The 26612-nt window shown below is 52.3% G+C and carries 16 protein-coding genes; 15 read left to right on the top strand and 1 reads right to left on the bottom strand.

The features are described 5' to 3' along the window. Positions 1-84: 84 nt before the first annotated feature. Entirely contained in the window at positions 85-1518 is a 1434-nt protein-coding gene (locus DC28_RS04605) for an MFS transporter (protein ID WP_156104580.1), read from the top strand. 152 nt (positions 1519-1670) lie between these two features. After that, positions 1671-2852, top strand: a complete 1182-nt coding sequence (locus DC28_RS04610) for a hypothetical protein (RefSeq protein WP_037546427.1) — start codon at positions 1671-1673, stop codon at positions 2850-2852. A gap of 1 nt (position 2853) precedes the next feature. Here DC28_RS04610 and DC28_RS04615 read toward each other — a convergent pair whose 3' ends face one another. Then, positions 2854-4989: a SulP family inorganic anion transporter gene (locus DC28_RS04615; protein WP_081941937.1), complete on the bottom strand. Its 2136-nt coding sequence runs from the start codon at positions 4987-4989 to the stop codon at positions 2854-2856. Between the two features lie 95 nt (positions 4990-5084). Between DC28_RS04615 and DC28_RS15265 the strand changes: the two genes are divergently transcribed. From DC28_RS15265 to DC28_RS04685, 13 genes are all read left to right on the top strand, one after another. Beyond that, positions 5085-10787, top strand: coding sequence for a DEAD/DEAH box helicase (locus DC28_RS15265; RefSeq protein WP_052078458.1), 5703 nt, complete (start codon positions 5085-5087; stop codon positions 10785-10787). 1 nt (position 10788) lies between these two features. Beyond that, a complete protein-coding gene (locus DC28_RS04635) occupies positions 10789-11244 on the top strand; it encodes a hypothetical protein (protein ID WP_037546431.1) in 456 nt (151 codons plus the stop codon). A gap of 129 nt (positions 11245-11373) precedes the next feature. Then, on the top strand, positions 11374-11637 hold the full coding sequence (locus DC28_RS16160; protein ID WP_408020228.1) for a tyrosine-type recombinase/integrase: 264 nt from the start codon (positions 11374-11376) through the stop codon (positions 11635-11637). Positions 11638-11819: 182 nt separating this feature from the next. After that, positions 11820-14303: a DEAD/DEAH box helicase family protein gene (locus DC28_RS04640; RefSeq protein ID WP_037546432.1), complete on the top strand. Its 2484-nt coding sequence runs from the start codon at positions 11820-11822 to the stop codon at positions 14301-14303. 272 nt (positions 14304-14575) lie between these two features. Continuing rightward, the gene (locus DC28_RS04645) at positions 14576-16681 is read left to right on the top strand and encodes a type I restriction-modification system subunit M (protein WP_037546433.1); all 2106 of its coding nucleotides are present in this window, start codon (positions 14576-14578) and stop codon (positions 16679-16681) included. Then, positions 16678-17700 carry a virulence RhuM family protein gene (locus DC28_RS04650; protein WP_037546434.1) on the top strand — a complete coding sequence of 341 codons (1023 nt, stop codon included), beginning with the start codon at positions 16678-16680 and terminating at the stop codon, positions 17698-17700. The genes DC28_RS04645 and DC28_RS04650 overlap by 4 nt, the downstream gene beginning before the upstream one ends. Beyond that, positions 17697-19061, top strand: a complete 1365-nt coding sequence (locus DC28_RS04655; protein WP_037546435.1) for a restriction endonuclease subunit S — start codon at positions 17697-17699, stop codon at positions 19059-19061. Before DC28_RS04650 ends, DC28_RS04655 begins: the two co-directional genes overlap by 4 nt. Further along, the gene (locus tag DC28_RS04660; protein WP_037546436.1) at positions 19054-20397 is read left to right on the top strand and encodes a hypothetical protein; all 1344 of its coding nucleotides are present in this window, start codon (positions 19054-19056) and stop codon (positions 20395-20397) included. The genes DC28_RS04655 and DC28_RS04660 overlap by 8 nt, the downstream gene beginning before the upstream one ends. Continuing rightward, complete coding sequence (locus DC28_RS04665) at positions 20394-21299, top strand: FRG domain-containing protein (protein ID WP_037546438.1); 906 nt, start codon at positions 20394-20396, stop codon at positions 21297-21299. Before DC28_RS04660 ends, DC28_RS04665 begins: the two co-directional genes overlap by 4 nt. After that, positions 21296-24379, top strand: coding sequence for a type I restriction endonuclease subunit R (locus tag DC28_RS04670; RefSeq protein ID WP_037546441.1), 3084 nt, complete (start codon positions 21296-21298; stop codon positions 24377-24379). The genes DC28_RS04665 and DC28_RS04670 overlap by 4 nt, the downstream gene beginning before the upstream one ends. A 307-nt stretch (positions 24380-24686) precedes the next feature. Next, the gene (locus tag DC28_RS16915) at positions 24687-25022 is read left to right on the top strand and encodes a GNAT family N-acetyltransferase (RefSeq protein ID WP_408020229.1); all 336 of its coding nucleotides are present in this window, start codon (positions 24687-24689) and stop codon (positions 25020-25022) included. A 268-nt stretch (positions 25023-25290) separates the two neighbouring features. Beyond that, entirely contained in the window at positions 25291-25755 is a 465-nt protein-coding gene (locus DC28_RS04680; protein WP_037546442.1) for a helix-turn-helix domain-containing protein, read from the top strand. Further along, entirely contained in the window at positions 25748-26599 is an 852-nt protein-coding gene (locus tag DC28_RS04685; RefSeq protein WP_037546443.1) for an alpha/beta fold hydrolase, read from the top strand. The genes DC28_RS04680 and DC28_RS04685 overlap by 8 nt, the downstream gene beginning before the upstream one ends. The last annotated feature ends 13 nt before the right edge of the window (positions 26600-26612 follow it).

The following is a 26612-nucleotide window of genomic DNA, read 5'->3' on the forward strand; positions in this document are numbered from 1 at the left end:
CTTCAAGGGTGGGGGGAGGTTTGTAAAAAGTTACAGGGTTTTGCGCACTATGAAAAAGATCAAATACCCACTATACTAGCCATTATGACTAATAAGAACGACAGCGGGGGAGTCTCAGAACCCCACCAACTCTCCACTGCCCGGCTTGTGCTCTACGGATTCGGAGACACCAGCTTCAGCCTGGCAATTACCACCGTGGGCGCGTTTCTTGCGGTGTTTTTAACCGACATTGTAGGCATCAGCCCCGCCTATGCGGCCGGGGCCATCTTTCTGGGGCGCACCTGGGATTACATCAGCGACCCCCTGCTTGGCTTTCTGTCGGACCGGACCCGAAGCCCCTGGGGACGAAGAAGACCCTACATCCTCTTCGGCACCCCCTTCCTGGGAATCACCTTCGCCCTGCTCTGGTGGGTTCCGCCCGTAGAGGGGCAATTGGCCCTGGCGGTGTATTACGGTGTTATGTATCTACTGTTTACGACGGCGGCTACGGTGGTGTTTATGCCCTATGTGGCGCTGACCCCAGAGATCGCTCCGGGGTACGACCAGCGCACCCGGGTCACCGGTTACCGCATGGCCTTTTCCATCGCGGGCAGCCTGGTGGCCTTTATTGTGCCCCTGTTGATCGTGGGCACCTTCGAGGCCGCCAATGCCCCCCGGGCCCTGACAATGGGGGTGCTCTTCGGGCTGTTCTTCTGCATTCCCCTATACACCGCCTTCTTTGCAGCCAAGGAGCGGGGGGAGTTCGTTCACTCCAAACCGCCCCGGCTGCGGGATTCCGTCCGAGCCTTTATGGGCAACAAGGCCTTCCTCTACGGCATGGGAATCTTCCTGCTCACCTGGATCACCATCGATCTGATCCAGGCCCTGCTTCTCTATTATATTAAGTACGTGGTGGTCCGGGACGGCTACAGCGAGCTGATCATGGCGTCGATTTTCGTCAGCGCCCTGGTCAGCCTTCCCCTCTGGGACTGGCTCAGCCGCCGCTTCGACAAACGCCGGGCCATGATCTACGGCTACATCGGGTGGATTGTGGTTATGGTGATTCTATCGGCCTTCACAGCCCAGGTGAATCTGGGACTGATCGTGGGGCTCTGTGTCCTTGCCGGCCTCGGGGTAGGCGCGGCCCACGTAATGCCCTGGTCCATCCTGCCCGATGCCATCGAGGTCGGGGAGGAAAAAACCGGCCAGCGCCACGAGGGCGTCTTTTACTCCGTGGTGTTCCTGGTGCAGAAGGCTGCCAGCAGCTTCGCCATTCCCCTGGCCCTTCTGGTCCTTGAGGCGGCAGGGTACCGGGGTGATTTGACTGTCCAGGGGCCTCAGGCGATCTTTGCCCTTCGCATGCTCATGGGGCTGGTTCCTGCGGTGTTCCTAACCGGAGCGATCTTCCTGGCAGTGAAGTACCCCCTGAAGCGCGAACAGCACCAGGCCCTCTTAGCAAAACTCGAGGCGCAGCGCCAATCCCAGTCCGACGAGAATTCCGCCACCGGGCCAGGGAGCATTCCGGCGGAGACAGAATAAAGAGCCCTGGGGCGACATAGTCGGTTTTGTTCTGATAGTGCGCAAAACCTTGTAAAACACACCGGATATGGGGTAAGCAGAGAGTACCGACCCCAGATACAGTGCCGCCGACAGGGATTGTTACAACCTTTTGCGCACTACAGGAGGACTCCATGGCCATACAGACAGCAGCCAAGGGAATAACCCTTGTTCAGGTTCAAACCCCCCGGGACCGCCGGCGCTTTGCCGGCTTTCCCTGGAGGCTCTACCGGGATGACGCCATGTGGGTGCCGCCCTTGTACCGGGATCAGATCAAGGCAATCCATCCCCTGAAGGGAGATTTTTTCCGCCGGGGAGGCAAGGGAGTCTGCTTTATGGCTCTGGATAGCCGGGGCAGGGTGGCGGGTACCATCTGCGCTGCCATGGATCCAGCCCGGAATGAGAATCTCCGGGCCATGGGCAAGCCGTCGGAGTGCATCTTCGGCTTCCTGGAATACCGCCAGGACCCATCGGTGCTCCGGGCCCTGATCTGGCAGGCCCGGAAGTGGGCCCTGGCCCGGGGGCTGGAGCGGCTGGTGGGGCCCTTCAACCTGGACTACGAGGACCGGTACGGGGTGTTGGTGGACGGATGGGACCACCCCCCGGCGCTGCTCTGCGGCCATTCCAAACCCTACTACCGGGAGATGATGGAGAACGAGGATTTTATCGCCTACCGCCCGGATAATGTTGCCTACCGGGTGGATCTGGATCAGCCCAACCCCGCCCTGGACCGGGTTATGACCCTGGCAAAGCGGGTGGAGCAGGGGGGGCGCATCAGTCTCCGGGGGGCCGATTTTTCCCGCCTCGACCGGGAGATTGATCTGGTCTACTCGATTATTAATCCCTGTTTGGAGCATCTCAACGACTACGTTCCCTTTGACCGCCAGGACCTGGCCGACAGCCTCAAAGCCATGAAGCCCCTGGCCGATCCTGAACTCATCCTCTTTGCCCAGGAAGGCCCCGAAGAGAAGATGGTGGGCTGGTTTCCCGGGCTGCCCAATGCCAACGAGACCCTGAAGACCCTCAACGGGTTGCACCGGCCCTGGGATTATCTCCGCCTGCCGGCCCTGGCCTTTACCCGTCCCCGGGGGTTATCGGTGAAGAGCGTATTGGTACTGCCCGAGTGGTGGGCTAGGGGGGTGAGTATTCTCTTCTTCGCCCGGATGCGTGAGCTTGCCCGGAAGAAGGGCTACCGCTGGATCGACCTGTCCCTAACCAGCCTGGATAACCCCTACACACCCCAGCTCGCCCAGCGCCTGGGGGCTACCCTCTACAAGCGGTACCGGGTCTATACCCGGGACACTTCCGTGGCCTAGGTTAGTCTTGGTGGTGTTCCTCCAGGGCGCTGATCCATTCCTCTAAACCGGCCCGGGCTGCGAGCAGATCCTGGAAGTCTTGGAGCCGCAGCTTCCGCACCAGGCGGCTGAGCAGGCGCTGGTAGGACTGGGGGGAGCTGGCGACAATCAGGAACACGGCGGTAACCTCTTGTCCGTCCGGGGCCTGGTAATCCACGGGGTGTTCCAGGTAGGCCAGGGATAGGAATTCCTCCTCCTCCCGGTGAACCACCAGCCACCGGGGATGGGGCATGGCCAGACCCCGTCCCACGGCGGTATAGCCCAGCTCCTCCCGTTCCACCAGGGCCTTCATAAGGTCGGTCCGGGTATCGTCAGCTAGGTCCAGCCGGGCGCAGAGCTGCCGGATAACCTCCAGGGGGTCCTGGGCCCGGAGGCCGTGGTGGACCCCGCCCCTGGAGAGCTTCTCCGCCAGGGGTGCGTGGCGGTGTCCCAGATACCATTGAGCCCTCTCCAGAGCCCGGGGCAGGTCCGGCACAAGATCATCACCCAGGCTTTTGGTTATACCCAAACTCTCCAGAGAATGAATCACCCCGGGCTGGGCCCCGGCTAAGATGATCCGGGTTCCCCGGTCTCCGGCGTGGCCGATGAGCTGGGCGAGGTTCCGGGCCCCGGTGGTATCGATGCTGGAGACCAACCGCATCCGGATGATCCGGACCCGCGGCGGGGGGCTGGGCAGGGTCAGCTGGGTTTTATAGGATTCTACTGCCCCGAAGAACCAGGGACCCTCGAGTTCAACCACATCCACATCCTCGGGAATAATCAGGGTGGTAAAGCCGTGGGGGTCCTGCTCTTCGGGAACCTCCCGCATCTCCCCCCGGTGGATCCGGACCTGGGTGGTTTTACTCATGGTGCGCAGAAACACCAGGAAGGCCAGGAGCATGCCCAGGGGAATCGCCACGGTCAGATCGATGATTACCGTAAGGCCGAAGGTCAGAACCAAGACCAGGCCCTCGCTCCGGGGTCCCTTCATCAGATGGGCAACGGTGTGCACCTCGCTCATGTTGTAGGCCACCAGGGTTAGAATCCCCGCCAAAACCGCCAGGGGAATCAGGCTCGCCAGGGGACTTAAAAAGAGCAGCACACCCAGAAGAAACACCGCGTGGATGATCCCCGCCAGGGGCGATTTGGCCCCGGATCGGATATTGGTAGCCGTCCGGGCGATGGCCCCGGTGGCAGGAATGCCGCCGAAGAGGGCGCAGGCGATGTTCGCAATCCCCTGGGCGATGAGCTCGGTGTTGGAATCATGCTCCTCCCCGGTTAGGCCGTCGGCCACCACCGCGGAGAGCAGGGACTCCACCCCTGCCAGGAGGGCGATACTCAGAGCCGGCAGCCAGAGGGTGCTGATCCGCTCAAGGATGCCCGGGGGAATCCTGGGCGCGGGAATGGCCCCGGATATCTGACCGAAACGGCTGCCGATGGTTTCCACGGGAATGGAGAAGATGTTCACCGCCAGGGTGCCCAGCACCAATACCACCAGCGCTCCGGGAATCCGTTTATCCAGACCTTGGAGCAGCAGGATTCCCCCAATACTGGCCCCCGACAGGACCAGCGCCCAGGGATTGATCCTGCCCAGGTTGCTGAGGATGAGATGCCACTTCTCCAGGAACTCCGCCGGAACATGCACCAGCCCGAGGCCTAATAATTCGTTTACCTGGGAACTGAAAATGATCAACGCGATGCCGGCGGTAAATCCGAGGATGACCGGATAGGGAATAAACTGGATGAGGTTCCCCATTCGAATCACCCCAAGAAACACCAGAAAGACCCCAGCCATGAGGGTTGCAATAATGAGCCCCTCGAATCCGTGGGTTTCTAGGATGCCGTAGACAATTACGATGAAGGCGCCGGTGGGTCCGCCGATCTGTACCCGGGAGCCCCCCAGGGCGGAGATAATGAAACCGGCGATAACAGCGGTTATGAGGCCCTTATCCGGGCTCACCCCGCTGGCGATGGCCAGGGCTACCGCCAGGGGAATGGCGACCACCCCCACGATGATTCCCGCGCTCAGATCCTGACCAAAACTATTCCATGAATAGCCCCGGGACCTGATTTCCAAGAGTTTCGGTTTGAACATGGTTGATCCTTTTTCGATTACCATGGCTATACATCTCCCGGGACGGAGAGTCAAGGGGCAAGGAATGTGATTACAAAACCCCCGTTATGTCGTATCCTAGTACCTCCAGGAGCAAGATCATGAGTGCCTTTCCCCCAGAGTTCGATCCCCTCATAACCCGGTGGTTCACCAGCCACATCGGCACACCCACGGACTTCCAGACCGAGGTGTGGCAGGCTGCATCCCGGGGGCAGGATTTGGTCATGACGGCCCCCACGGGGAGCGGCAAGACCCTGGCCGCCTTTCTCTGGGTGCTCAACCGGCTTATGGTTCAGCCCGGGAGTCCAAGGCCTGGCGCCGGTGTGGAAGCGGGCGCCGCTTCCGATACGGTGTACCCGGATGATAGGCAATCCGTCCCCGGCACGGGGACTTACTCCGGCGCCGGTACCCCCGCGGCTTCCGGCGAACAAACCGCCCTCGGCACCGGCGATACCACCGAGCCCGGTACCTCTCCCGGCGCCGAGCCCGGTGCCAAATCCACCCCCGGGGTCCGGGTACTCTATATATCACCCCTGAAGGCCCTGAACAGCGACATGCAGCGCAACCTGGAAATGCCCCTCCGGGCCATAGAAGCCCTGGCTGCCGGCCAGGGACGAACCCTGGCCATGCCCCGGATCGGCCTTCGAAGCGGCGATACCCCGGCAAACCAGCGCCGGTCCCTGCTCAAGGATCCCCCGGAGATTCTCATTACCACCCCCGAAAGCCTGCACATCCTGCTGACAAGCCAGTCCGGCAGGGGCCTATTTGCCAATCTGGAGCTGTTGATCCTTGACGAGGTCCACGCCCTGCTACCCAGCAAGCGGGGCAGCCTCCTGAGTTTGAACCTCGCCTTCCTGACCCGCCTGGCCGGTGATTTTCAGCGTCTGGCCATCAGCGCTACGGTTCCCGAACCCCGGGCCGTTCAGGAGTACCTGATATCCGGCCGGGAAGCGGTGCCGGGGGGCAGCGGTTCTGGTACGGGGATTCCTGTGTCCCGGAGCGGGGGGGCCGCGGCCGGAGATATTGGGGTGCCGGACATGGGCCACGGGATCGGGCTGGACCATCCGGTCCCGAAACCAGTCCCAGGAGGAGCAGGAGATGCCCCGTCCACCGATGCCCCGTCCACCGATGCCCCGTCCACCGATGCCCCGTCCGCCGATGTCCCGTCTGCCGATGTCCCGTCTGCCGATGTCCCGTCTGCCGATGCCCCGTCTGCCGATGCCCCGTCCACCGATGCTCCGTCCACCGATGCTCCGTCCACCGATGCTCCGTCCACCGATGCTCCGTCTGTCGGCCTTCTGTCCCAAGACGAAAAGACACCCAGCCCCCTGCCCCGGCACATCGCCGCCGCCGCCAGCAAGGCCTACCAGCTGGAGGTGCGGATGCTTCAGGGTACCGGGGAGGAGTTTTGGCATAGCCTGACCCGGGAACTCTACCACCGCATCCTGGACAACCGCTCCACCCTCCTGTTTACCCCCAGCCGCCGGTCCGCCGAGCGGATAACCCGGCTGATCAATGAGTACCACCAGGCCATGGATCCCGGAGCCCCGGTTTTGGTCTACGCCCACCACGGCTCCCTGTCCCGGGAGATCCGCCAGCAGGTGGAGGGGCAGCTCAAGCAGGGGTTGCTGCGGGGGATTGTGGCCACCAGCTCCCTGGAGCTGGGGATCGATGTGGGTGCCTTGGATCTGGTCGTTCTCCTGGGAGCCCCGACCTCGGCTGCCTCTGCCATTCAGCGCCTGGGCCGGGCGGGGCATAGCCTGGGCCAGACCAGCCGGGGACTCATCTACCCCCTCCATGCCCGGGAAACCCTGGACGCCCTGGTTCTGGCCCGGGGGGTGGAGCAGGGCCTGGTAGAATCCCTTCCCATCCCGGAAAATCCCCTAGACGTCCTGATCCAGGGAATCCTCTCCATGACCAGCCACCGCACCTGGGAAGAGGATGAGCTCTACGCCTGGGTCCGCCGTGCCTCCAGTTTTCGGAATTTGAGCCGGGGGGATTTCAATGCCGTCCTGGACCTCCTGGAGGGCAGGTACGCGGACCAGCGCTTCCGTGACCTTCAGCCCCGGATATTCCGCCGCAGCCAGGAAGGCCGGCTCACCGCCAAACCCGGGGCCGCCCTGCTCATCTACAGCTCCGGAGGCACCATAACCGACCGGGGCTACTACAAGCTGCGCCTCGAGGGGGCGGGCAGCCTCATCGGGGAGCTGGACGAGGAGTTCGTCTGGGAGCGGCGCCCCGGGGATACCTTCGCCCTGGGATCCCGGGTGTGGCTGGTCCGGCAGATCACCCATAACGATGTCCTGGTAGAGCCCGTACAAAACCCCCGAAGCATGACCCCCTTCTGGCGTGCCGAGCCCGGTTCCCGCCCCTGGGAACTCAGCAGTCTGCTAACCGAGTTCCTGGAAGAGGCCCAGGACCCCGGGATCTTCCAGACACTACCCGGGGCGGTGCAGCATCTCCTGACCCGCCAGCGGGGCGAAACCCAGGTCCCCTGGCCCCACCGCCACCACATCCTGGCGGAGCACATCGAAAGCGACGAGGGCGAAGGAGGGGAGGGCCGGCCCATGCTCATTCTGCACACCCTCTGGGGGGCGGCGGTCAACCGGCCCCTGGCCTTCATCCTCCAGGGGCGTCTGGACCAGGAACTGGGCACCGGTCAGGCCCAGGTGATGGCGGGGAACGATACCATCCTAATAAGCGGGGTAGTCATTGAGGATCCCCGGGAGCTGCTGGGCGGCCTGGCCCTGTCCCGGCTGGAGCAGTACCTCACCCGGGGCCTTGAGACCAGCGGCTACTTCGGGGCGCGCTTCCGGGAGGCCGCCAGCCGGGCCCTGCTCTTGCCAAAACGGGGCTTCGGACAACGCCAGCCCCTGTGGATCAGCCGGATGCGCTCCCGGAAGCTCTACGCCCGGGTAAAATCCATCCCGGGCTTTCCCCTGATAAAGGAAACCTGGCGCACCTGCATCAGGGACGAGTTCAACATCCCCGTGCTCACCAGCCTGCTGGAGGAGATTCAAACCGGCGCCATCCGCATTACCCCGGTTACCACCACCCGGCCCAGCCCCTTCGCCCAGGACATCATCTGGCAGCACACCAACCTGAACCTCTACCGGGACGACACCCCCGAAGACAGCCTGCCCGGCACCTACCAGGGCGACCCCGTCCAGGACGTCTTAGGCTCCGCAGCCCTGCGCCCCATCATCCCCCGGCACCTCATAACCCGCCTGGAAACCCAGCTCCAGGGCCTGACCCCTGACTCCCGGCCCCGGAGCCCCGAAGAACTCTACCAGCTGCTCAAGGACCGCCTCTGCCTAACCCCCGGGGAATTCCGCCGCCTGGCCGCCGATCTGGATTCACCCGAGTCCGGGTTGCTCCCCAGCCTAGGGGGCTCCCTCTATGTAATCCGTTCCCGGGCCGCCGAAGGCCGACCGAGCCCCCGGCCGTGGATCTGCTGCGCCGACAGTCTGGCTGAAATCCGCCGCCTGCTGCCCCGCCGATCCTCCAGCCTGCTCATCGCCCCCCTGGACCCGGTTTCCAATTTCCTGGACACCCTCCCGAGCCTGGAGGATTCTTTCGAGCTTTCTTCCTGGGGTGATTCGAATGCCCCTCGTACCCCATCCCCGGGTGAACCCCCCGTCAGCCCCGGTCCTCAGGGTTCCTCCCCGCTTCCGGACCGCCCGGGCCCCCTCTTCCTTCGCTGGCTCCAGAGCTACGGCCCCCTCCCGGTTCATGGCCCGAACCCTGCCCCGGGCCCGCAGCCCCTCCCCCCAACCCCGGGCGGCATTCCCGGTGACCCGGCAGCTGCATCCGGCCAGACCCTGGAGGATGCGGCACCCCGGGCTGACCACCAGCCCTCAGGCGGCACTCCCGGTGATCCGGCAGCTGCATCCGGCCAGACCCTGGAGGATAGGGCACTCAGGGACGACCTCCAGCCCTCAGGCGGTACTTCCGGTGATCCGGCCGGTTCCACCGTCACGGCTGATTCCGGTCCTCCCGCCGGGGCGTTTTGGGAGCTTCTGACCGGGGTGGCGGATCTGAGGCCCGATCATCCCGGCCTGGCGGGTTTGGGAACCCAGCTCATCTGGGGGGCTGCCCTGGGTGAGCCCCTCCCGTCTCCCGAACCCTCCGGGGCGTATCACCGGACCGGCCCGGAGTCCGGGAATCCCGGGATGGATTCGGCCGGGAGGGAATCTACCGGTGTTCCTGCTGCGGTTGAACGGGCTCCCGGCGTCCGGGGCCAGGACGGTGCCGGGGCGAAGCAGTACCAGGTCTGCGATGCGGACAACCTGGAGCGGCTCCTGCGGATGCTGCGCAAACAGCGGGCCAGCTCCCATGCCCTTGTGCCTCCGGAATTTCTCCCCCGGCTCCTGGCCTGGAAGCAGGGGATCATCGATCTGCCGGATTCCGGGGAAGGATCAGCCGCCCCGGGGAGTATAGAGCCCGGAACCGGCGGTCTGGCGAAATCCGGAGCAGATCAGGATGCCGGGGGACGCTTCGGCCGGGTTATGGAGAGGTTACTGTGGTATCCCGCCCGGCCCGGAGCCTGGGACCAGGTTATTCTGCCCAGCCGGGGTGCCCTGCCGGCCCTGCACCATGCCCAGGGCATCCTGTCCGAGCTGGGGCTTCATTGGTACGCCTGGCAGGACAGGGTGTTCTTCGGGTTCGAGGATGAGCGGGTCTATTTCTTCGATCCCCCCGAGGCACCTGCGGACCTGGCCCGGGCCCTGGAAGAGCTGTTTCCCGGCAGCGCCGGGAGCTACGATGTGCTGAGCCTTTCGGAGTTCAGCGGCCTGGCCCTGGGGGAGGTAAACCGTCTACTCTGGCAGCTTGCCTTCGCCGGCCAGGTGCGCGGGGACAGTATTGAAACCATCCGCCAGGGCATCGTCTCGGAGTTCGGCGCCAAGGAGCTGCCCGGCCTGGGAGGGCCCAGCCGGGGTTCCCGGGGCGGCCGGGTTCCGGGCGGAGCCGGTGCGCCGGGGAATTACGGCGCTCCGGGGATTTACGGGGCCTCGGGCATCCCGGGGCTGAACCTGCCCGGAGCCGTGGGAAGGCGCACCCGGGGACGCAGGGCGGCGCCCGGCCGGGGCATGCCCGGACCCCGGGAGTGGCAGGCCCTCCGGGGACTGCGGGGGCATTGGCTGCGGAACCCCCGGGCATTGGAATCACCCTGGGATAACCCCATGGCCGCCCTAGAGGCCGGAAAGGAGCGGGTCCGCCAGCTTCTGGACCGCTACGGGGTGCTGCTCCCGGGCATAACCCGGAAGGAGCTGCCCCTGCTGCAGTGGAGCAGCCTGTCCCGCACCCTGCGTCTCATGGAGCTCTCCGGGGAGATCCGCAGCGGCCTGTTCTTCGCCGACCTACCCGGGCCCCAGTACATGCTGCCCCCGGACGCCGATTTCCTGGAGCAGGGCGGGGTGACCGGCCCCCTGGTCCAGGCAAAACCCTGGTACTGGATGAGCGCCGCCGACCCCGCCAGCCCCTGGGGCCTGGGCCTGCCGGGTTACCCGGGAGAGATTCCCCGCCTGGAGGGCAATCTGATCATCTTCGACCCCCAGGGCCCCGCCGCCCATCTGACCCGCAAGGGCCGCGACCTGCACATCCGCCCCCGGACTACCACCGCCCAGGCACCCTCCCTGGCGGCCTGCCTCCAGCAGATCGCCGACACCCTGCCGGGCTACAGCCCCCTGCGCATCGCCGCCATCAACCAAGAGCCCGCCGCCAAAAGCCCCTGGGCCGCCCCCCTGACCGAGGCCGGCTTCATCAACACCTACCGCCACCTTGAGTTGTGGAAGGGAATATAATATGAACCATCCCATCTTCCGGTTTTTGGAATCCCCGTCTTCCATGGTGATTCCAACGCCCGATCCTCACCACCCCGGCCTGCTCACCCAAAGCCACCGGGGCTACAATTTCCTGAACAGCTGTCTGATCTGCAATACCACTGCTTCCCAGAAACTGAAGTTGCTATCCCTCGTCCTATCCCGACTCGGCCCCGTGGAGCCCGGCGTATTAGCGTCCCTCCTGGAAACTCCCCTCTCGGCCCAGGCCGCCGACCAGTCAGCCCCGGAGCAAACCACGGCCCTCAATCTGGCCGCCCGCTACCTTCCCGCCCGGGAGCTGACTCCGCTCTTCCGCCGCCTAGCAAGGGCAGGGTACCGCCCCGGCCCTGATACCCTGGCATCCCTGGAGCATCACCTCAACGGGAACCACCATAATTCCCCGGGAGATATCGCCGAGCTGCTGGTGGTGTTTGTCTAGGGGGATTTCACTGTCTGTGGTAGTTGGCGATAGGAAGGTCTACCTGGCACGGAGGCTTCCTTGTCACATTAGGGGCATAGGATTATTTAGACATTACGCGGTTTTCAATGTATACTGGGGAAATGCAGGTTGGTAGCGGTAGGCCAGTATTCGGCACGAAGCATTCAGGCCGTATTCCACCGAGCCTGTCAACAGGTCGGTATAACCAAGCCCGCATCGGTTCACAGCTTGCGTCATTCGTATGCAACCCATCTATTGGAAGCCGGTACCGATCTGCGTATTATTCAAGAGCTATTGGGCCACAGCAGCACCAAGACAACGGAGATTTATACGCATGTCTCAATGGCCACCATATCAAGTATTCGTAGCCCCTTTGATGAACTCGATTTATAAGGAGGGGAGGAGTGTTACGTATTTAGTTCCGATATGGGCGGATATATGCAATGGGGGGTGATTTTTAAAGCGGATATACCTGCAATGGTTCGGGTATGAGAGATTTATGTTCAATGCCCGGCTTAATAGCTTTGTAGTCCTCGGCCATCCGTGGCCTCGGGAAAGTAAAAGGAGATAATTAAGTGGCAATAGATTTTAATAAGATTACCTCAAAAGAAAATGAAAATACAGCAATCAACCCAAAAGACATTTTCAATTTACTCCCGGGAAAAATTTCAAAATATAGCTACTTAAGAGATATACAAGCTGAGGTTCTTGAATCATGGTTTGTTCAAAAAGAAAATGCGACAAATATTGTAAAAATGAATACTGGAAGTGGAAAAACTCTAATTGGCTTGTTAATTCTAAAATCTTCAATTAACGAGGGGAAAGGTCCTGCTGTATACATTGTACCAGATAATTTTTTACTAAACCAAGTATCAGAAGAAGCAAATAATTTGGGTATTGAAATAACGACAGACCCAAGTTCGATTAGATTTAGAAGAAATAAATCAATTTTAATAACTAATGTTCATAGACTATTTAATGGGAAGTCAATTTTTGGAATTGGGAATGAAGGTATAAAAATAGAGATCGGCACACTATTGATAGACGATGCTCATGCATGTATAGAGAAAATTGAAGACCAATTTACAATTAGTATTCCCAATTCCTTTGATATTTATAACGAAATATTTAACTTATTAAAGGATGATCTTAAAAAGCAATCTCCATCAATAGTTGCGGATATAGAAAATGCTACACCCTACACAAATATCCAAGTACCGTTCTGGTCTATTCACAACAAATCAGATGATCTTTATAGGATTCTTCTAAAAGCTAGTGAAAGTGATGAAATTAAGTTTCATTTACCACTCTTGAAAAACTCCATTGGACTATGTGATTGTATTATCACATCTGAAAAAATTGAATTTTCAATCAGAGTTACACCGATTAATATCTTTAATAGCTATTCTGCTTGTCAACGTAAAATTATAATGAGTGCTACTTTGCCAGATGATAGTACACTGGTAACAAATTTGGGAATTTCAATAGAAGATATAGATCATTCAATATCACCAAAATCTGCAAGTGATATTGGTGAAAGATTAATTCTCGTTCCGCAGGAATTAGATAACTCTATAAATAAAAATGATATAAAGGCTAAAATTACTGAAATAGCAAAAGAAATTAATGTTGTTATTATAGTCCCATCTTTTTGGAGATCTCGCTTCTGGAATGATGTAGCTCATAAAATTGTATCAGCAGAAAACATTGATGAGGCAGTTGACGAATTAAAGAGTAAACATTGTGGCATAACGGTTCTTGTAAACAAATACGATGGGATTGATCTTCCTCAGGATGCATGTAGATTATTGATAATTGATGAGCTTCCAGATGAAAGGCGTGAAATAGATAAAATAGACCTAAATTTACTAGGAAATAACACGTCAATTTTAAGAAAAAAAATACAAAAAATTGAACAGGGCATGGGAAGAGGTATTAGATCAAATGAAGATTACTGTGCAGTAATGTTAATTGGAGATAGTCTTGTAAATCATTTATACATGAATAACGCCATAGATTATTTTACCCCAGGCACAAAAGCTCAGTTTGATTTGTCTGAAAAAATATCTGAGCAAATTCGTGATAAAGGAATTGATGAAATCATTAGTACAATTAACCTCCTAATTAATAGAAATAAAGAATGGATATCTGCTAATAAGCAAGCTCTCGTACATTCGTCATACAATAAAGGGCAAATTTCAGAAATAGCAATTTGTTTAAGAAATGCATATGATCAAGCAGAAATTCGTGGCTATCGAGAAGCTACGGATATTGTCCAAGCAGTGGTCAATAATATGTCTGCATCATTATTAAGAGGTTGGTTGAAATATTATTTAGCTAAAATGATGGATTTTCAAAATTCTGTTGAAGCTCAGCTTATTATGAAGAATGCAATTAAAGAGAATAGAAAGCTACCTGTTCCAGAAGAAGGGATTGAATATTTAAAACTTGAAAATCTAAATAATACACAGGCTAAAACATGTCATGATTTCTTGATGGAATTTAGCAATAAAAATCATATTATTCTAAAGGTTAATGCTATTTTAGATGATCTGATATTTTTACCAGATACAAGTAATAGGTTTGAAGAAGCTTTGAAAAATATCGCATATTATATCGGATTTAGTGCTCAAAGACCAGAAAGCGAATTTAAAAGTGGTCCAGATGATCTTTGGTCATTGGGCGATTTAACCTATTTGGTTATAGAATGCAAAAATGGAGCGGAGACAGATCTCATTAATAAACATGATTGTAATCAATTGAATGGATCAATAAATTGGTTTAGAAGAGAATATGATTCTACTTGTAAATTTCTACCTTTAATGATTCATCCGAGTACTAGATTCCATAATGCCTGTTCTCCTCATGAGGACATTCAAATAATTACAAGCGAGAAGTTGGAAAAACTAAAAAAGAATATTAGAGCTTTTATTAAAGCTATTACTTCTACTGGGGTTATTTCGGCTGTGGAAGAAATTAGCAGAGCTTTAATAACATATAAATTAACAAAAGATTTGCTTATGAGTCATTATCCAGATTCATTTAGTATTTCAAAATAGTGTTCGAAAAGTACATCCCTGTACTTTTCGAAGCTTGAATTTAAACAAGCCGGGCACTAAACATAACAGCGAATACCCGGCTGCGCTTCGCTCCGCCCAAATTGCTCCCTTCGGTCGCAACTCCGGGTATTCGCGGAACGTTATAGATAATATCGCGCCGAGACAAATTTGGATATGATAGAATGACAATGCGGAAGATTTTAAAATCCCCGCGCCCCAAGAAGCCCGGCGTCCATGCCGGGCTAGGAAATAAAAACTGATTGGAGAACTAAATGGCAATACAGTCCCATAGTCAAATGGCAAATTTTATCTGGAGTATCTGTAATCTGCTCCGTGGACCGTATAAAAGGAATGAATACCGAAAAGTAATCCTTCCATTAACGGTATTAAGACGCTTTGACTGTATTCTTGATCCTACAAAAGCAAAGGTGCTTGAAGAGTTTCAATCCCTGAAAGGAAAATCTGAAAACATTATCAATGCCAAACTAAGAGAAATTACGGGAGTCCCGTTTTACAACCTGTCAAAACTGAATTTCCCAAGACTTCTGGATGACCCGAATCATATTGCCCCCAACCTGAACAGCTATATCAATTCCTTTTCTCCCAATATTCGTCAAATTTTTGAGCGCTTTGATTTTGGAATTCAGGTTAACAGGCTCAATGAAAAGAATCTTTTATTCAATGTCATCAAGCAATTTGCTTCCGATAAGATGGATCTTTCTCCTTCGACCATCGACAACATACAGATGGGCTATGTTTTTGAGGAATTGATCCGAATCGGGGCTGAACAATCCAATGAAGAGGCGGGAGAGCATTTTACCCCCCGGGAAGTGATCCGGCTGATGGTAAATCTGCTTCTCTCTCCCGAGGAAGATTTACGCAAAAGCCATGTGGTGAAGACCATCTATGACCCTGCCTGCGGTACCGGTGGGATGCTATCGGTCGCCGAGCAGTACATTAGGGATTTGAACAACGAAGCACAGCCCCATCTGTATGGCCAGGATTGGAACGATGAAGCCTATGCCATCTGCCGGGCGGACATGCTCATTAAGGGTGAAGACGCTGATAACATTAAACCGGATTGCACCTTTGAAAAAGACGGTTTTAAAAAACAGAAGTTTGACTACATGCTGGCAAATCCTCCTTTTGGAGTGGAGTGGAAACAGCAGCAAAAGACCATAGAAAACGAGAGAGATACCCTTGGGTACGAAGGGCGTTTTGGCGCAGGAACGCCGCGCATAAACGATGGTTCCCTGTTATTCCTTCAGCACATGATTTCCAAGATGCGGACTCCAGATGAAGGTGGGAGCCGCATTGGAATCGTGTTTAACGGCTCACCTCTATTTACAGGGGATGCGGGAAGCGGTGAGTCCAATATTCGGCAGTGGATTATTGAAAACGACTGGCTGGAGGCCATTGTGGCCTTGCCTGATCAGCTTTTTTACAATACCGGTATTTCAACCTATATCTGGATCATCAGCAACAAGAAAGAACAACGGCGCAAAGGCAAGATCCAGCTTATCGACGCCAGAAACTACTTTGTAAAAATGCGCAAGAGCCTTGGAAACAAGCGACACCAGATTGGCGACGGGGAAGATAATCTACCGGACCAGATTTCCGCAATCAGTAAGATCTACGGCAACTTCAAACACAACGAGACGCGGAAGTTTACCATTGACGGTCAGGAGAAGGAACTTGAGGTATCCAAAATCTTTGACAACATTGATTTCGGGTTTAATAAAATCACCGTTGAACGGCCCCTGCGCCTCAATTTTCAGGCTACTGAAGAACGGATAAAACGGTTGGATGATTTCAAAGGGTTCATCAATATTGCTTCTAGTAAAAAGAAAAACGAAACCCTCCGTCAGCAGGAAATTGAAGCCGGGGAAAAACGCCAACAAGCTGTCAAAACGCTGCTTTTTGATTTGAGAAAAGCCACCTCTGAGCAGTTGTTCAAGGACAGAGCTGTTTTCCTCAAGGAACTAAAAAAGTTGGATCAGGCTTCCGGCATTCGCTTAACCGCGCCGGAGCTGAAGGTGATACTGGAGGCTCTGAGTGAAAAAGATGAAACCGCAGAAATCTGCCGGGACGCCAAAGGCAGACCGGAACCGGATTCTGACCTGAGGGATACCGAGAATGTACCTCTCAAGGAAAACGTGGAGGACTACTTTAAGCGGGAAGTGCTGCCCCATGTCCCTGATGCCTGGATTGACCATAAGAAGACAAAGGTCGGCTACGAGATACCCCTGAACCGGCATTTCTACCGTTATGAACCTCCCCGGGAGCTGGAAGAGATCGAGACAGACATTAAGGAATTGGAGCAGGAGATAGTATCAATGTTGGCAGAGATTACCGGAAGCATCGGGGTAGTCTCATGAGCGAGGAAATACGAAACACCGGCGATCTGATCATCTACGAGACCGCCGACGGCAAAAACAGAATAGAGTGCAAACTGGCCGGTGAGACTATCTGGCTTTCGCAAGCCTTAATGGCCGAGCTCTTCGACCGCTCCAAAAAGACCATCAGCGAGCACCTACAAAACCTTTTTGCCGAAGGAGAGCTGGAAGAATCTTCAGTTGTCCGGAATTTCCGGACAACTGCCGCCGACGGTAAAAGCTATGATGTGGTCTATTACAATCTGGAAGCGGTTCTGGCGGTAGGTTTTCGGGTTAAGTCACCCCGGGGAACACAATTCCGCAAATGGGCCAACACCCAGCTGCGGGAATTCCTGGTCAAAGGCTTTGTGATGGACGATGAGCGGCTCAAAGACCCGGGAAAACTGGACTACTTTGACGAGCTCCTGGCCCGCATCCGGGAAATCCGGGCTTCTGAAAAGCGCTTTTATCAGAAGGTGCGGGAACTTTTCGCCTTAAGCACCGATTACAAGGACGATGAAAAGGCTGCCCAGCTCTTCTTTGCGGAGGTGCAGAACAAACTGCTCTTTGCCGTTACCGGAAAGACCGCTGCGGAAGTGGTGGTCAGCCGGGCAAACCCGGAGGAGCCCAATATGGCCCTCACCAGTTGGAGCGGCAGCCGGGTGCGCAAGCAGGACGTAATTGTCGCTAAGAATTACCTGAGTTCCGATGAAATCGATTCCCTGAACCGGCTGGTGGTCATTTTTCTGGAGCAGGCAGAGCTGCGGGTAAAGGATCGCAAACAACTGACCCTGGATTTCTGGCGGAGCAATGTAGACCGACTGCTGGAGTTTAACGATAAACAGGTATTGCATGGTCTGGGGAGCATCAGCCACCAAGCCATGAAGTCAATCGCCCACGACCGCTATGAAAGTTTTGACACCGCCCGCCGACAGCAGGAAGCCATTGATGCCGACAAGGACGATCTGGCCCAGTTGGAAAAGCTGGAAAAGCAGCTTGAGAACAAGGGGGGTAAACAATGAGCAGAAAGAAATACCCCAACTACAAGCCCTCGGGAATTCCCTGGCTGGGGGATGTGCCAGAGGGTTGGGAAGTTAAGAGGCTGAAAACATCTGTCAACTACTGGGTAAGCAATGTTGATAAGGTTCCCAGTGAAGATGAACAGCCTATACTCCTCTGTAACTACACAGACGTGTATTACAATGATTTTATATCACCAGATTTGAGTCTGATGGAAACAACCGCAACATCAGAAGAAATAAAGAAATTTCATCTTGAAGCTGGTGATGTTGTGATTACAAAAGATTCTGAATCGTGGGAGGATATCGCTGTACCTTCACTTATTGTAAAAACCGAATCGAATTTGCTATGCGGATATCACTTAGCAATGATACGGCCAAAAAAAAATAAGATTGTGGGTGATTATTTATTTAGACAATTTCAATCAAGTGCGACTAACCATCAATTTCAAATCGCATCAACTGGTGTAACTCGATATGGGTTGCCTAAAAGTGCAATTGGCGATGCCATTATCCCTCTCCCCCCTCTCCCCGAACAGCAGGCCATTGCCGCTTTCCTTGACCGGGAAACCGGTCGAATCGACGCCTTGATCGAGAAAAAGAAACAGCTAATTGATCTGCTCAAAGAAAAACGCAGCGCCATGATCTCCCGGGCCGTGACCAAAGGGCTGGACCCTTCGGTGAAGATGAGGCCCTCGGGAGTTCCCTGGCTTGGAGATGTGCCGGAGGGGTGGGAGGTGAAGAAATTTTCTTACGTAATTGGTTTTCAGGAGGGACCGGGCATCATGGCGGTAGACTTTCAAGATGAAGGAATACCGTTGCTGCGAATCCGCAATATTCAAGGACCATATGTTAATTTGGGCGATTGTAATTTTTTAGATCCAAACAAAGTTGCAGATAAATGGAACCATTTTAAATGCAAGAAAACGGATTTGCTTATAAGTGGCAGCGCTTCCACTGGACTTGTATGTGAAGTAAATGAAATTGGCGTTGGAGCAATCCCATATACCGGCATAATTCGCCTATGGCCAAATAGCGGTACAATTGCCAAAGATTTTATTAGATGGTTTGTTTCTTCTGCTTTATTTGATACACAGGTTTCTATTTTTCAAGCAGGATCAACAATAAAACATTTTGGCCCTGACCATCTTCGAAAAATGAAAGTGCCTCTCCCCCCTCTCCCCGAACAGCAGTCCATAGCCGCCTTTCTTGACCGGGAAACCTCAAAAATCGATGCCCTGGTCAGCAAGGTAGAGACGGCCATCGAACGTCTCAAAGAATACCGAATCTCCCTGATCTCTTCGGCGGTGACCGGAAAGATCGATGTGAGGGAAGAAATGAAAGCGGAGGTTGCTCATGGGTAAGGATAATGTAGTTCTGGTTCTTGGAGCCGGTGCAGACAAGACCAAAGGCATTGATTTTCCCGTTGCGGCGGATCTGCTTTCCCAAATCAGCGTTTATCTGAGTACCGACGAAGGAAAGGCTGTAGAAAAAGCCTTGCGAGATAGCATACCCAACCTGACCTTTCGCTTTGACAAGTTTATCAATAATGCGATTTCTGAGATCGCTCACCGGGAGCCTGAGCAACTAAAGTGGACAGTAGCCCGAGTTCAGGAGGCGGTAAGCAGTCTTCCAGATGACGATGCATCAACACCAATCAAAAAGCAGGGCCAGCTAATCATCAGGCTATTCAATCAACTGCAGAGCATTTCAGCAACCAATGCCATCGATGAAGAAACGCGCACTCTCATCCGTGAGGTTTTCGGAGATCAAGCCAATGAGTTCGATTTGGACGACCACATTCTGAATCTTGGAACCATGAGCGTCTCTGATACCTTCAAAGCTATCCTCCGCTATGTACTCAAGCAGAGCCTGGAGGCTGAAGCCAATGATGTCGCCCGGGCTCTTGGTGCGGATATGCTGGATATCGAACAACTTCTGGTGAACAAATTCCTTGGTTTTTACAATAACAAATTATCCGACATAAAATCCTATGTGTATATTTCCTGGTGCTTATGGGCTTTCCTGAGTCACAAAGACAAAGAAGTGAAAGCGAAGAATTCCGGCGGCGTCCCTTTTTATTCCAATATTCCTACGGAGTGGAAAGCCATTACCCTGAACTATACCAGCTTTCTTCAAGGTCAGCTGGGAACAGAGAAGAGCTCTTACTTTCATGGAGGCTTATTGACCTATGTCCGCATGGACAATCGGGAACTGCTTCGCTTTGACCAATATGATGATAAAAACCCTACAGAGTTGCTGGAGCAGCAGGTTTGTCCAAGCCTAAAGTTTGATAAAGAAAACCCAGCTAACTCCGTTTGTCTTATCCCCTCATTGGTGCCGCCCCTTCGTTTGAAACCGATTCTCTCCCATCATTATATAAAAACCTGGTACTCAGCATCTGATTGGCTGGAGAAAGCCGACGTTATTGTTATAATTGGCTATTCCTTGAACTCCGCCGACGAGCACTTCAACGACATACTCAGATCAAACAGCCATAAAAAAACCATTATCATTAACCCTGATGCTCACAATGAACAATTTCTGTCACTGGTTACCCGGATATATGCAGTAGCTGTCAGCCAGCTTACAGATTTCCAGATTCAGGGCTGCAAAGCCAAGAAGTCACAAAAATTGATTCTGATTAACGCTTACGCTGATGCCTGCAATCTGGCGGAATTACCGGAGCTGTTCCAATGAGCAATGTTCTCCATGAAGTAGAAAACTTTGAGGATTATCTCAGGATAATAAAAGACGAGATCAGTATCAAAAGGCCTTACTACCGTGGACAGGAGAAACGCGTCCAGGATGGGTATACGCTATGGCCTTCCCTGGCACGATACGAGTACCTAAAGAAAAAATCGCCGACAGAACTGACACAAATTGAAAAACGCACACTAACAACCTTCGCGAACCATGTCATAGGTCATGTGAATCATATACCACCTGATGAGTGGGGAATGCTGGCTCTGGCCCAACACCATGGTCTGCCGACTCGGTTCATGGATTGGACCACGAATCCTCTGGTAGCCTTGTACTTCGCTACACGAAACACAAAAAAAGATAAAGATGGCACTCTTATGGATAGCGCGGTGTATGTGTTGATCCAGCAGCCGGATAATTACAGTGATTTAAAAAACCAACAGGAAAAGTCAGATCTGGAGGCGGATGATGAAGAGGACACAAGCCAAACTACAGATGGTGATCCCTACAGTCAGTATGGGATAGATGGCGAAAGCGAACCTGACTCTTATGATGATGAGGACGAGTCCAGTGATTCTTCTGTTAAAAAAAAGTCCCTGAATTACGCCAGTTCATTCACCCCATTCGATATAACCGCAAACGTGATCTATGAACCTCCCCATGTATCCCAGCGCATACGAACTCAGGACGTCGTTCTCTTAGCCTGCTTTAACCCTTTAACTCCCCTAGAAGAGAAGGACTATCTGGAAATTGTCATAAAAGCTGATGCCCACGAGTCCATACGAAAGCGGCTCGATTTATATGGTGTATTTGATAAACAGCTCTTTCCCGATCTTGACGGTATGGCGAAGTGGCTGAAGTTCCATGAATTTGAATGTCAAAACGGAGAAGATGAATGAAAGCAACAACCGAAAAAGCCTTTGAAGCCTATATTCAGGAAGTATTAACCACTCGGGACTGGCTGACCGGGAGCAATCAAATATGGAACAAGCAGAAAGCCCTTTTTTCTGACTATGTGATCTCTTTTATCAAAGACACCCAAGGCGACCTGTGGCAGCAAATGGAGACACTCCATGGTTCGGAGCTGGAAGCGAAAGTCATAGAAACCCTGGTTAAGGAAAGGATTTCCAAGGGAACGCTCTATATAATCCGCCATGGCTTCAAATTCTACGGAAAGGTCTTCAAGCTCGCGTATTACAAGCCTGCTCACTCGCTGGTTTTAGAAACCCAGGAACTGTATGACAAGAATCGCCTCCATGTAACGCGCCAGGTTCCCTGTCATCCCCAGGATGGAAGCACCATGGATATGGTGTTGTCCCTCAATGGTATTCCCTTGGTAACGATTGAACTAAAAAATCCGGCAACCGGTCAAACCTGGAAACACGCCATAGGCCAATATAAAACAGACAGGGATCCCAATGCGCCGTTGTTTCAGTTCAAAAAAGGAGCCTTGGTTCATTTTGCCATTGATCCCGATGAAGCCTACATGACCACCAAACTGAATAGGCAGAAAACCTATTTCTTACCCTTTAACCGAGGCAGTGCTCCCGGGGAAATTGAATGCGGTCGAGGAAATCCTGCTCACCCTTCAGGACACAGAACCGGCTACTTCTGGGAAGAAATACTCGCGCGCGACAGCTTCTTGGATATTGTCTCCAGCTTCATTTTTCTTGAAACCGTGGAAGAAACTATTGATGACGGTGCTGGTGGCAGAAAAAAACGGACCAAGGAAACCATGATCTTTCCCCGTTATCATCAATTAGACAGCGTTCGAAAGCTCATAAAGACCTCAAGAAATGATGGAACCGGAAATAATTACCTTATCCAGCACTCCGCAGGAAGCGGGAAAACAAACAGTATTTCCTGGCTATCTCATCGTCTGTCCAGCCTGCATAACGCTGCAGATATTAAAATTTTCGACTGCGTAATTGTTATTACCGACAGGCGAGTCTTGGACAAGCAGCTTCAGGACGCGATCTATCAGATAGAACATGCCCAGGGTGTGGTTAAAGCCATTGATGAAAACTCAAAACAGTTGGCAGAGGCCCTTATCGATGGAACCAAGATTGTCATTACAACCCTGCAAAAGTTCCCGTTCATTTTGCGGGGTTTGCTTCACATAGCCGGAGCGGATAACCCGAATAAACCCGATGAGGCAGCCATCACCAGAGCCCAGGAATGGCAGGAAGCCATCGCATCCCGCAAGTATGCGGTAATTGTTGACGAGGCCCATTCCAGTCAGTCTGGTGAAACCGCCCGTGAATTAAAAAGGATTCTTGGAGCCGGGACGGAACAGGGTACGGAAGAAAGCGAACTGGATTGGGAGGACGGCCTTAACAAGGTAATGGAGTCCCGGGGACGGCAAAAGAACCTCAGTTTCTTTGCCTTTACTGCCACACCCAAGGGCAAAACACTGGAACTCTTTGGGTCGAAAGGCCCCAGTGGTAAACCGGAGGCATTTCACACCTATTCCATGAAACAGGCCATCGAAGAGGGATTTATTCTCGATGTGCTAGGTCGCTATACCACATACAAAACCTATTACAAGCTGATAAAGAAAGCCGAAGAAGATCCGGCCATGCCAAAGAAAAAGGCAGCCAAAAAACTGGGGAAATTTCTGGCCCTTCATCCGCACAATATAGAGCAGAAAACCGAGATCATGATTGAGCATTTTCGTGATCATGTAAAACACAAGTTGGGCGGCCGCGGGAAAGCCATGGTTGTAACAGGATCGCGATTGCATGCTGTCAGGTACATGCTTTCTTTTGAGAAATACATTAAAGAGAATAGTTATACCGATATACGACCTTTGGTAGCTTTCAGCGGAACGGTAAAAGACCCGGATACTGACAAAGAATACACCGAGCCCTCTATGAATATAGATGTTGTAACGGGGAAAAATATTTCTGAGGCTCAGTTGCCTGAGAAATTCGATTCTTCTGACTACCAGGTTCTTCTCGTTGCCAATAAATACCAAACCGGCTTTGATCAGCCCCTTCTCTGTGCCATGTATGTTGATAAGCGGCTAGATGGTGTGCAGGCAGTTCAGACGCTTTCACGGCTCAACAGAACCAGCCCTGGTAAAGAAGCCCCCTTTGTACTCGATTTCGTGAATCAGACAGAAGATATTTATATGGCCTTTAAGCCGTATTATAATTCCACAACCTTACAGGAACCTTCTGATCCTACACACCTTGAAAAACTGAAACATGAAATGAATGCCTTGCAGGTCTATCTTTGGTCCGAGGTAGTCGGATTCTGCCATGTGTTCTATTTGCCCCAATACAAGCAGAATCCATCCGATCACGCAAGAATGGAAAAGATGATTCAACCCGCGGTTGACCGTTTTAAGCTCCTTGATGAAGAAGGAAAAGCCCACTTCTATGATCGTCTCACGGCATTTACCCGGTTTTATTCCTTCGTGAGTCAAATAATTCCCTACTCTGATCCTGAGCTGGAAATGCTCTACAGCTTTGGTCGATATTTAATTCCTCATCTTGATTTGGGCGAGGATGGAGTTAACCCTAATCCTGAAAAAGAGGTTGTTCTTGAATATTACAGAATAGAAAAAGTGATGTCCGGTACTATTGTGATGGAGCCTGGTGAGCAACTTGGTGTGAAAAGCCCAACTGCAGTTGGAACGGGCAAGGCGGAGGATGAGCAGAAGCCGTTATCAGAGATTATTAATTCCCTCAATGAACGGTTCGGAACAGATTTCTCTGAAGAAGATAGGCTTTTCTTTGAACAAATCAAGGAAAAAGCTGCAAAAGATGAACGCATCATTCAAACTGCGAAAGCAAATAATCTCGACAAGTTTGAACTGGGAATTAAAAAAATCCTTGAATCTCTTATGATGCAGCGAATGGCAGAAAATGATGAAATCGTCACTAGATATATGGATGATTATGAATTTCAAAAGACAATATTTCCCATTCTGGCCAAAGAGATCTATGAAAATGTTCTAGCGGAACAAGAATGACGAACCGCCTCCGAACGTCCTGTGCTCCGGCGGTGGGGCGCGGGGTTTTTTAAGAAACTAAAAACCGAAGATGGCGCGGTACCGCCTATAACAGCGAATATGAGATTCCGCCTTCGGCTCCAACCAAATTGCCTTTGGTCGCAAGCTCTCGCCGGCAACTTCTCATATTGCCCCCTCCGCCCTGCTTGGCTCAGGCAATTCGTCAAATATCCTGATAAAATACTGCATCATCACGCCGTATATGCTCGGTCTTCGGTTGTACCTTGGTCACTGTTTACTTTCCATAGCCGGGGGAATTTAAGTTACCATTTCCACCAGGGCAACTGAGCGGTTTAGAAACAGTTTTATTCCAGAACAGACAACTGTTGTCATGCGAGGGGAAGAAATCCTTGGTTTTTATATGGTAACTCTCGGTGAACAAAAACTCTTCCTAAATCATCTTTATATTGATCCCAAATTCCAGGGTAGGGGAATTGGAACAAAGTTGCTTAATCACGCAAAGCAGATCGCACTGGTTAATAACACGGGAATAGAACTTGAAGCGTTGAAGGAAAGACGCAGTAATTCCTTTTACAGTTCAAATGGTTTTGTCAAGATTGGCGAGTCAGAATTTGACAATCTATACCGTTGGAAAGAATCATAGAATTCGTTGTTTATGACTATGAAAACAGCGGATACGGCCTTGAGACTCGCTGAGATCACCTTCAATAATGTTCACAATGTATACCAGTAAAAGGATCCCATTCTCCTTGATGCGAGTGCCCAGAACCCAGAGTCGCCACCGAAGAATAAGACATGACATGATTTAATACTCCGTAATACTACGTAAAGAACCGCAAAGCTACTAAAAAATCTTTACAAACATTCCTTATTGTGCAATAATGTTACCTATAATTACCTAAGGAGATGGTATGGAGCTAAAACTATACTCGGTTTCAGAGTTATCAACCATACTAAAGCTGCATCCGAAAACCATTTTGCGGTTCATCAATGAAGGAAAGATACAAGCCCGGAAAATTGGTCGTTCCTGGATGGTCAGCGAAGATGACCTGAAGAGGTATTGTCACAGTGAGCTGTCAAGCGAACCAGCTCAGGTGCTTGTACCCAATTACGATACCATTGGAGAACGGATAAGTGTTTCAGCTGTTGTTGAAATCTCTGAACAGAATTCTGAAGAGGCGACAAGAATATCTAACTCCTTGAATGCTTTGCTGAATAGTGAAAAAGAAAGTAATGGAAAATCACGGTTTGACTTTTTCTATTATCCCGAGATTCAGAAGGCAAAGTATGTGTTTTACGGAAGCCCCGGATTCATCGGGAGGGTCTTACGCTCATTTGATGTATTATGCCGTAAACAGGGAGAATACTATGAATAAACCTGTGTATAAAACCGAGGAAGGTCGGAACATCGTAGAATCATCATACCAAAAAGTACTAGAGAACCATTCACATACGGCGTTCAAGCAGCTCTTTATTCCAACAGAGGTGGCGCGCACCCATGTACTCAGATTTGGCGAAGTAACCAAACCGCCGCTTATTATGCTTCACGGTTCTGCATCAAACAGCGCCGCCTGGTTGGGCACTATTTCAAACTTCATTGACCATTTCTGTGTGTATTGTGTAGATATCCCCGGCGAACCCGGATTGAGCGAACCGGCCCGATGTATCCTGGATTCTGAATCTCCCAAAAAATGGCTTACTTCCCTGCTGGATAACCTTACCATCAAAAAAGCTTCGTTCCTAACAACGAGTCTGGGGAGTTGGTATGCCCTGAACTTTGCAATTACGAATCCAGGCAGGGTTACTGCGATTTCCATGCTAACAACTTCAGGCATAGTTCCCGCCAAACGAAGCTTTATTGTAAAAGCGATTTTTTTCATGATGCTTGGAGAGGTAGGGCAAAAGCTATTAAGCAAAGCAATCTACCACAAAACGGTTGTCCCATCAGAGGTGCTGGCGTTTCAGGCACTTGTATCCAGACATTTTATTCCGGTCATGGAAAGAATCCCCGTATTTAGCGATGAAATGCTTAAAACCATTTCCGGACCCGTTCAATTTTTCGGCGGAGACCACGATGCACTTATTGATTCGGTAAAAACAGGCGAACGGATTAAAAACCTGCTTCCCCATTCTGAAATACACATCTTAGAAGATACAGGGCATGTAATATTAGATCAGTTTTCTGTAATTAAAGATTTCTTGGTATCACATAAAGGGTGAGTAGTGCACTTCA

This window comes from Spirochaeta lutea (assembly GCF_000758165.1).
GTDB lineage: Bacteria > Spirochaetota > Spirochaetia > DSM-27196 > Salinispiraceae > Spirochaeta_D > Spirochaeta_D lutea.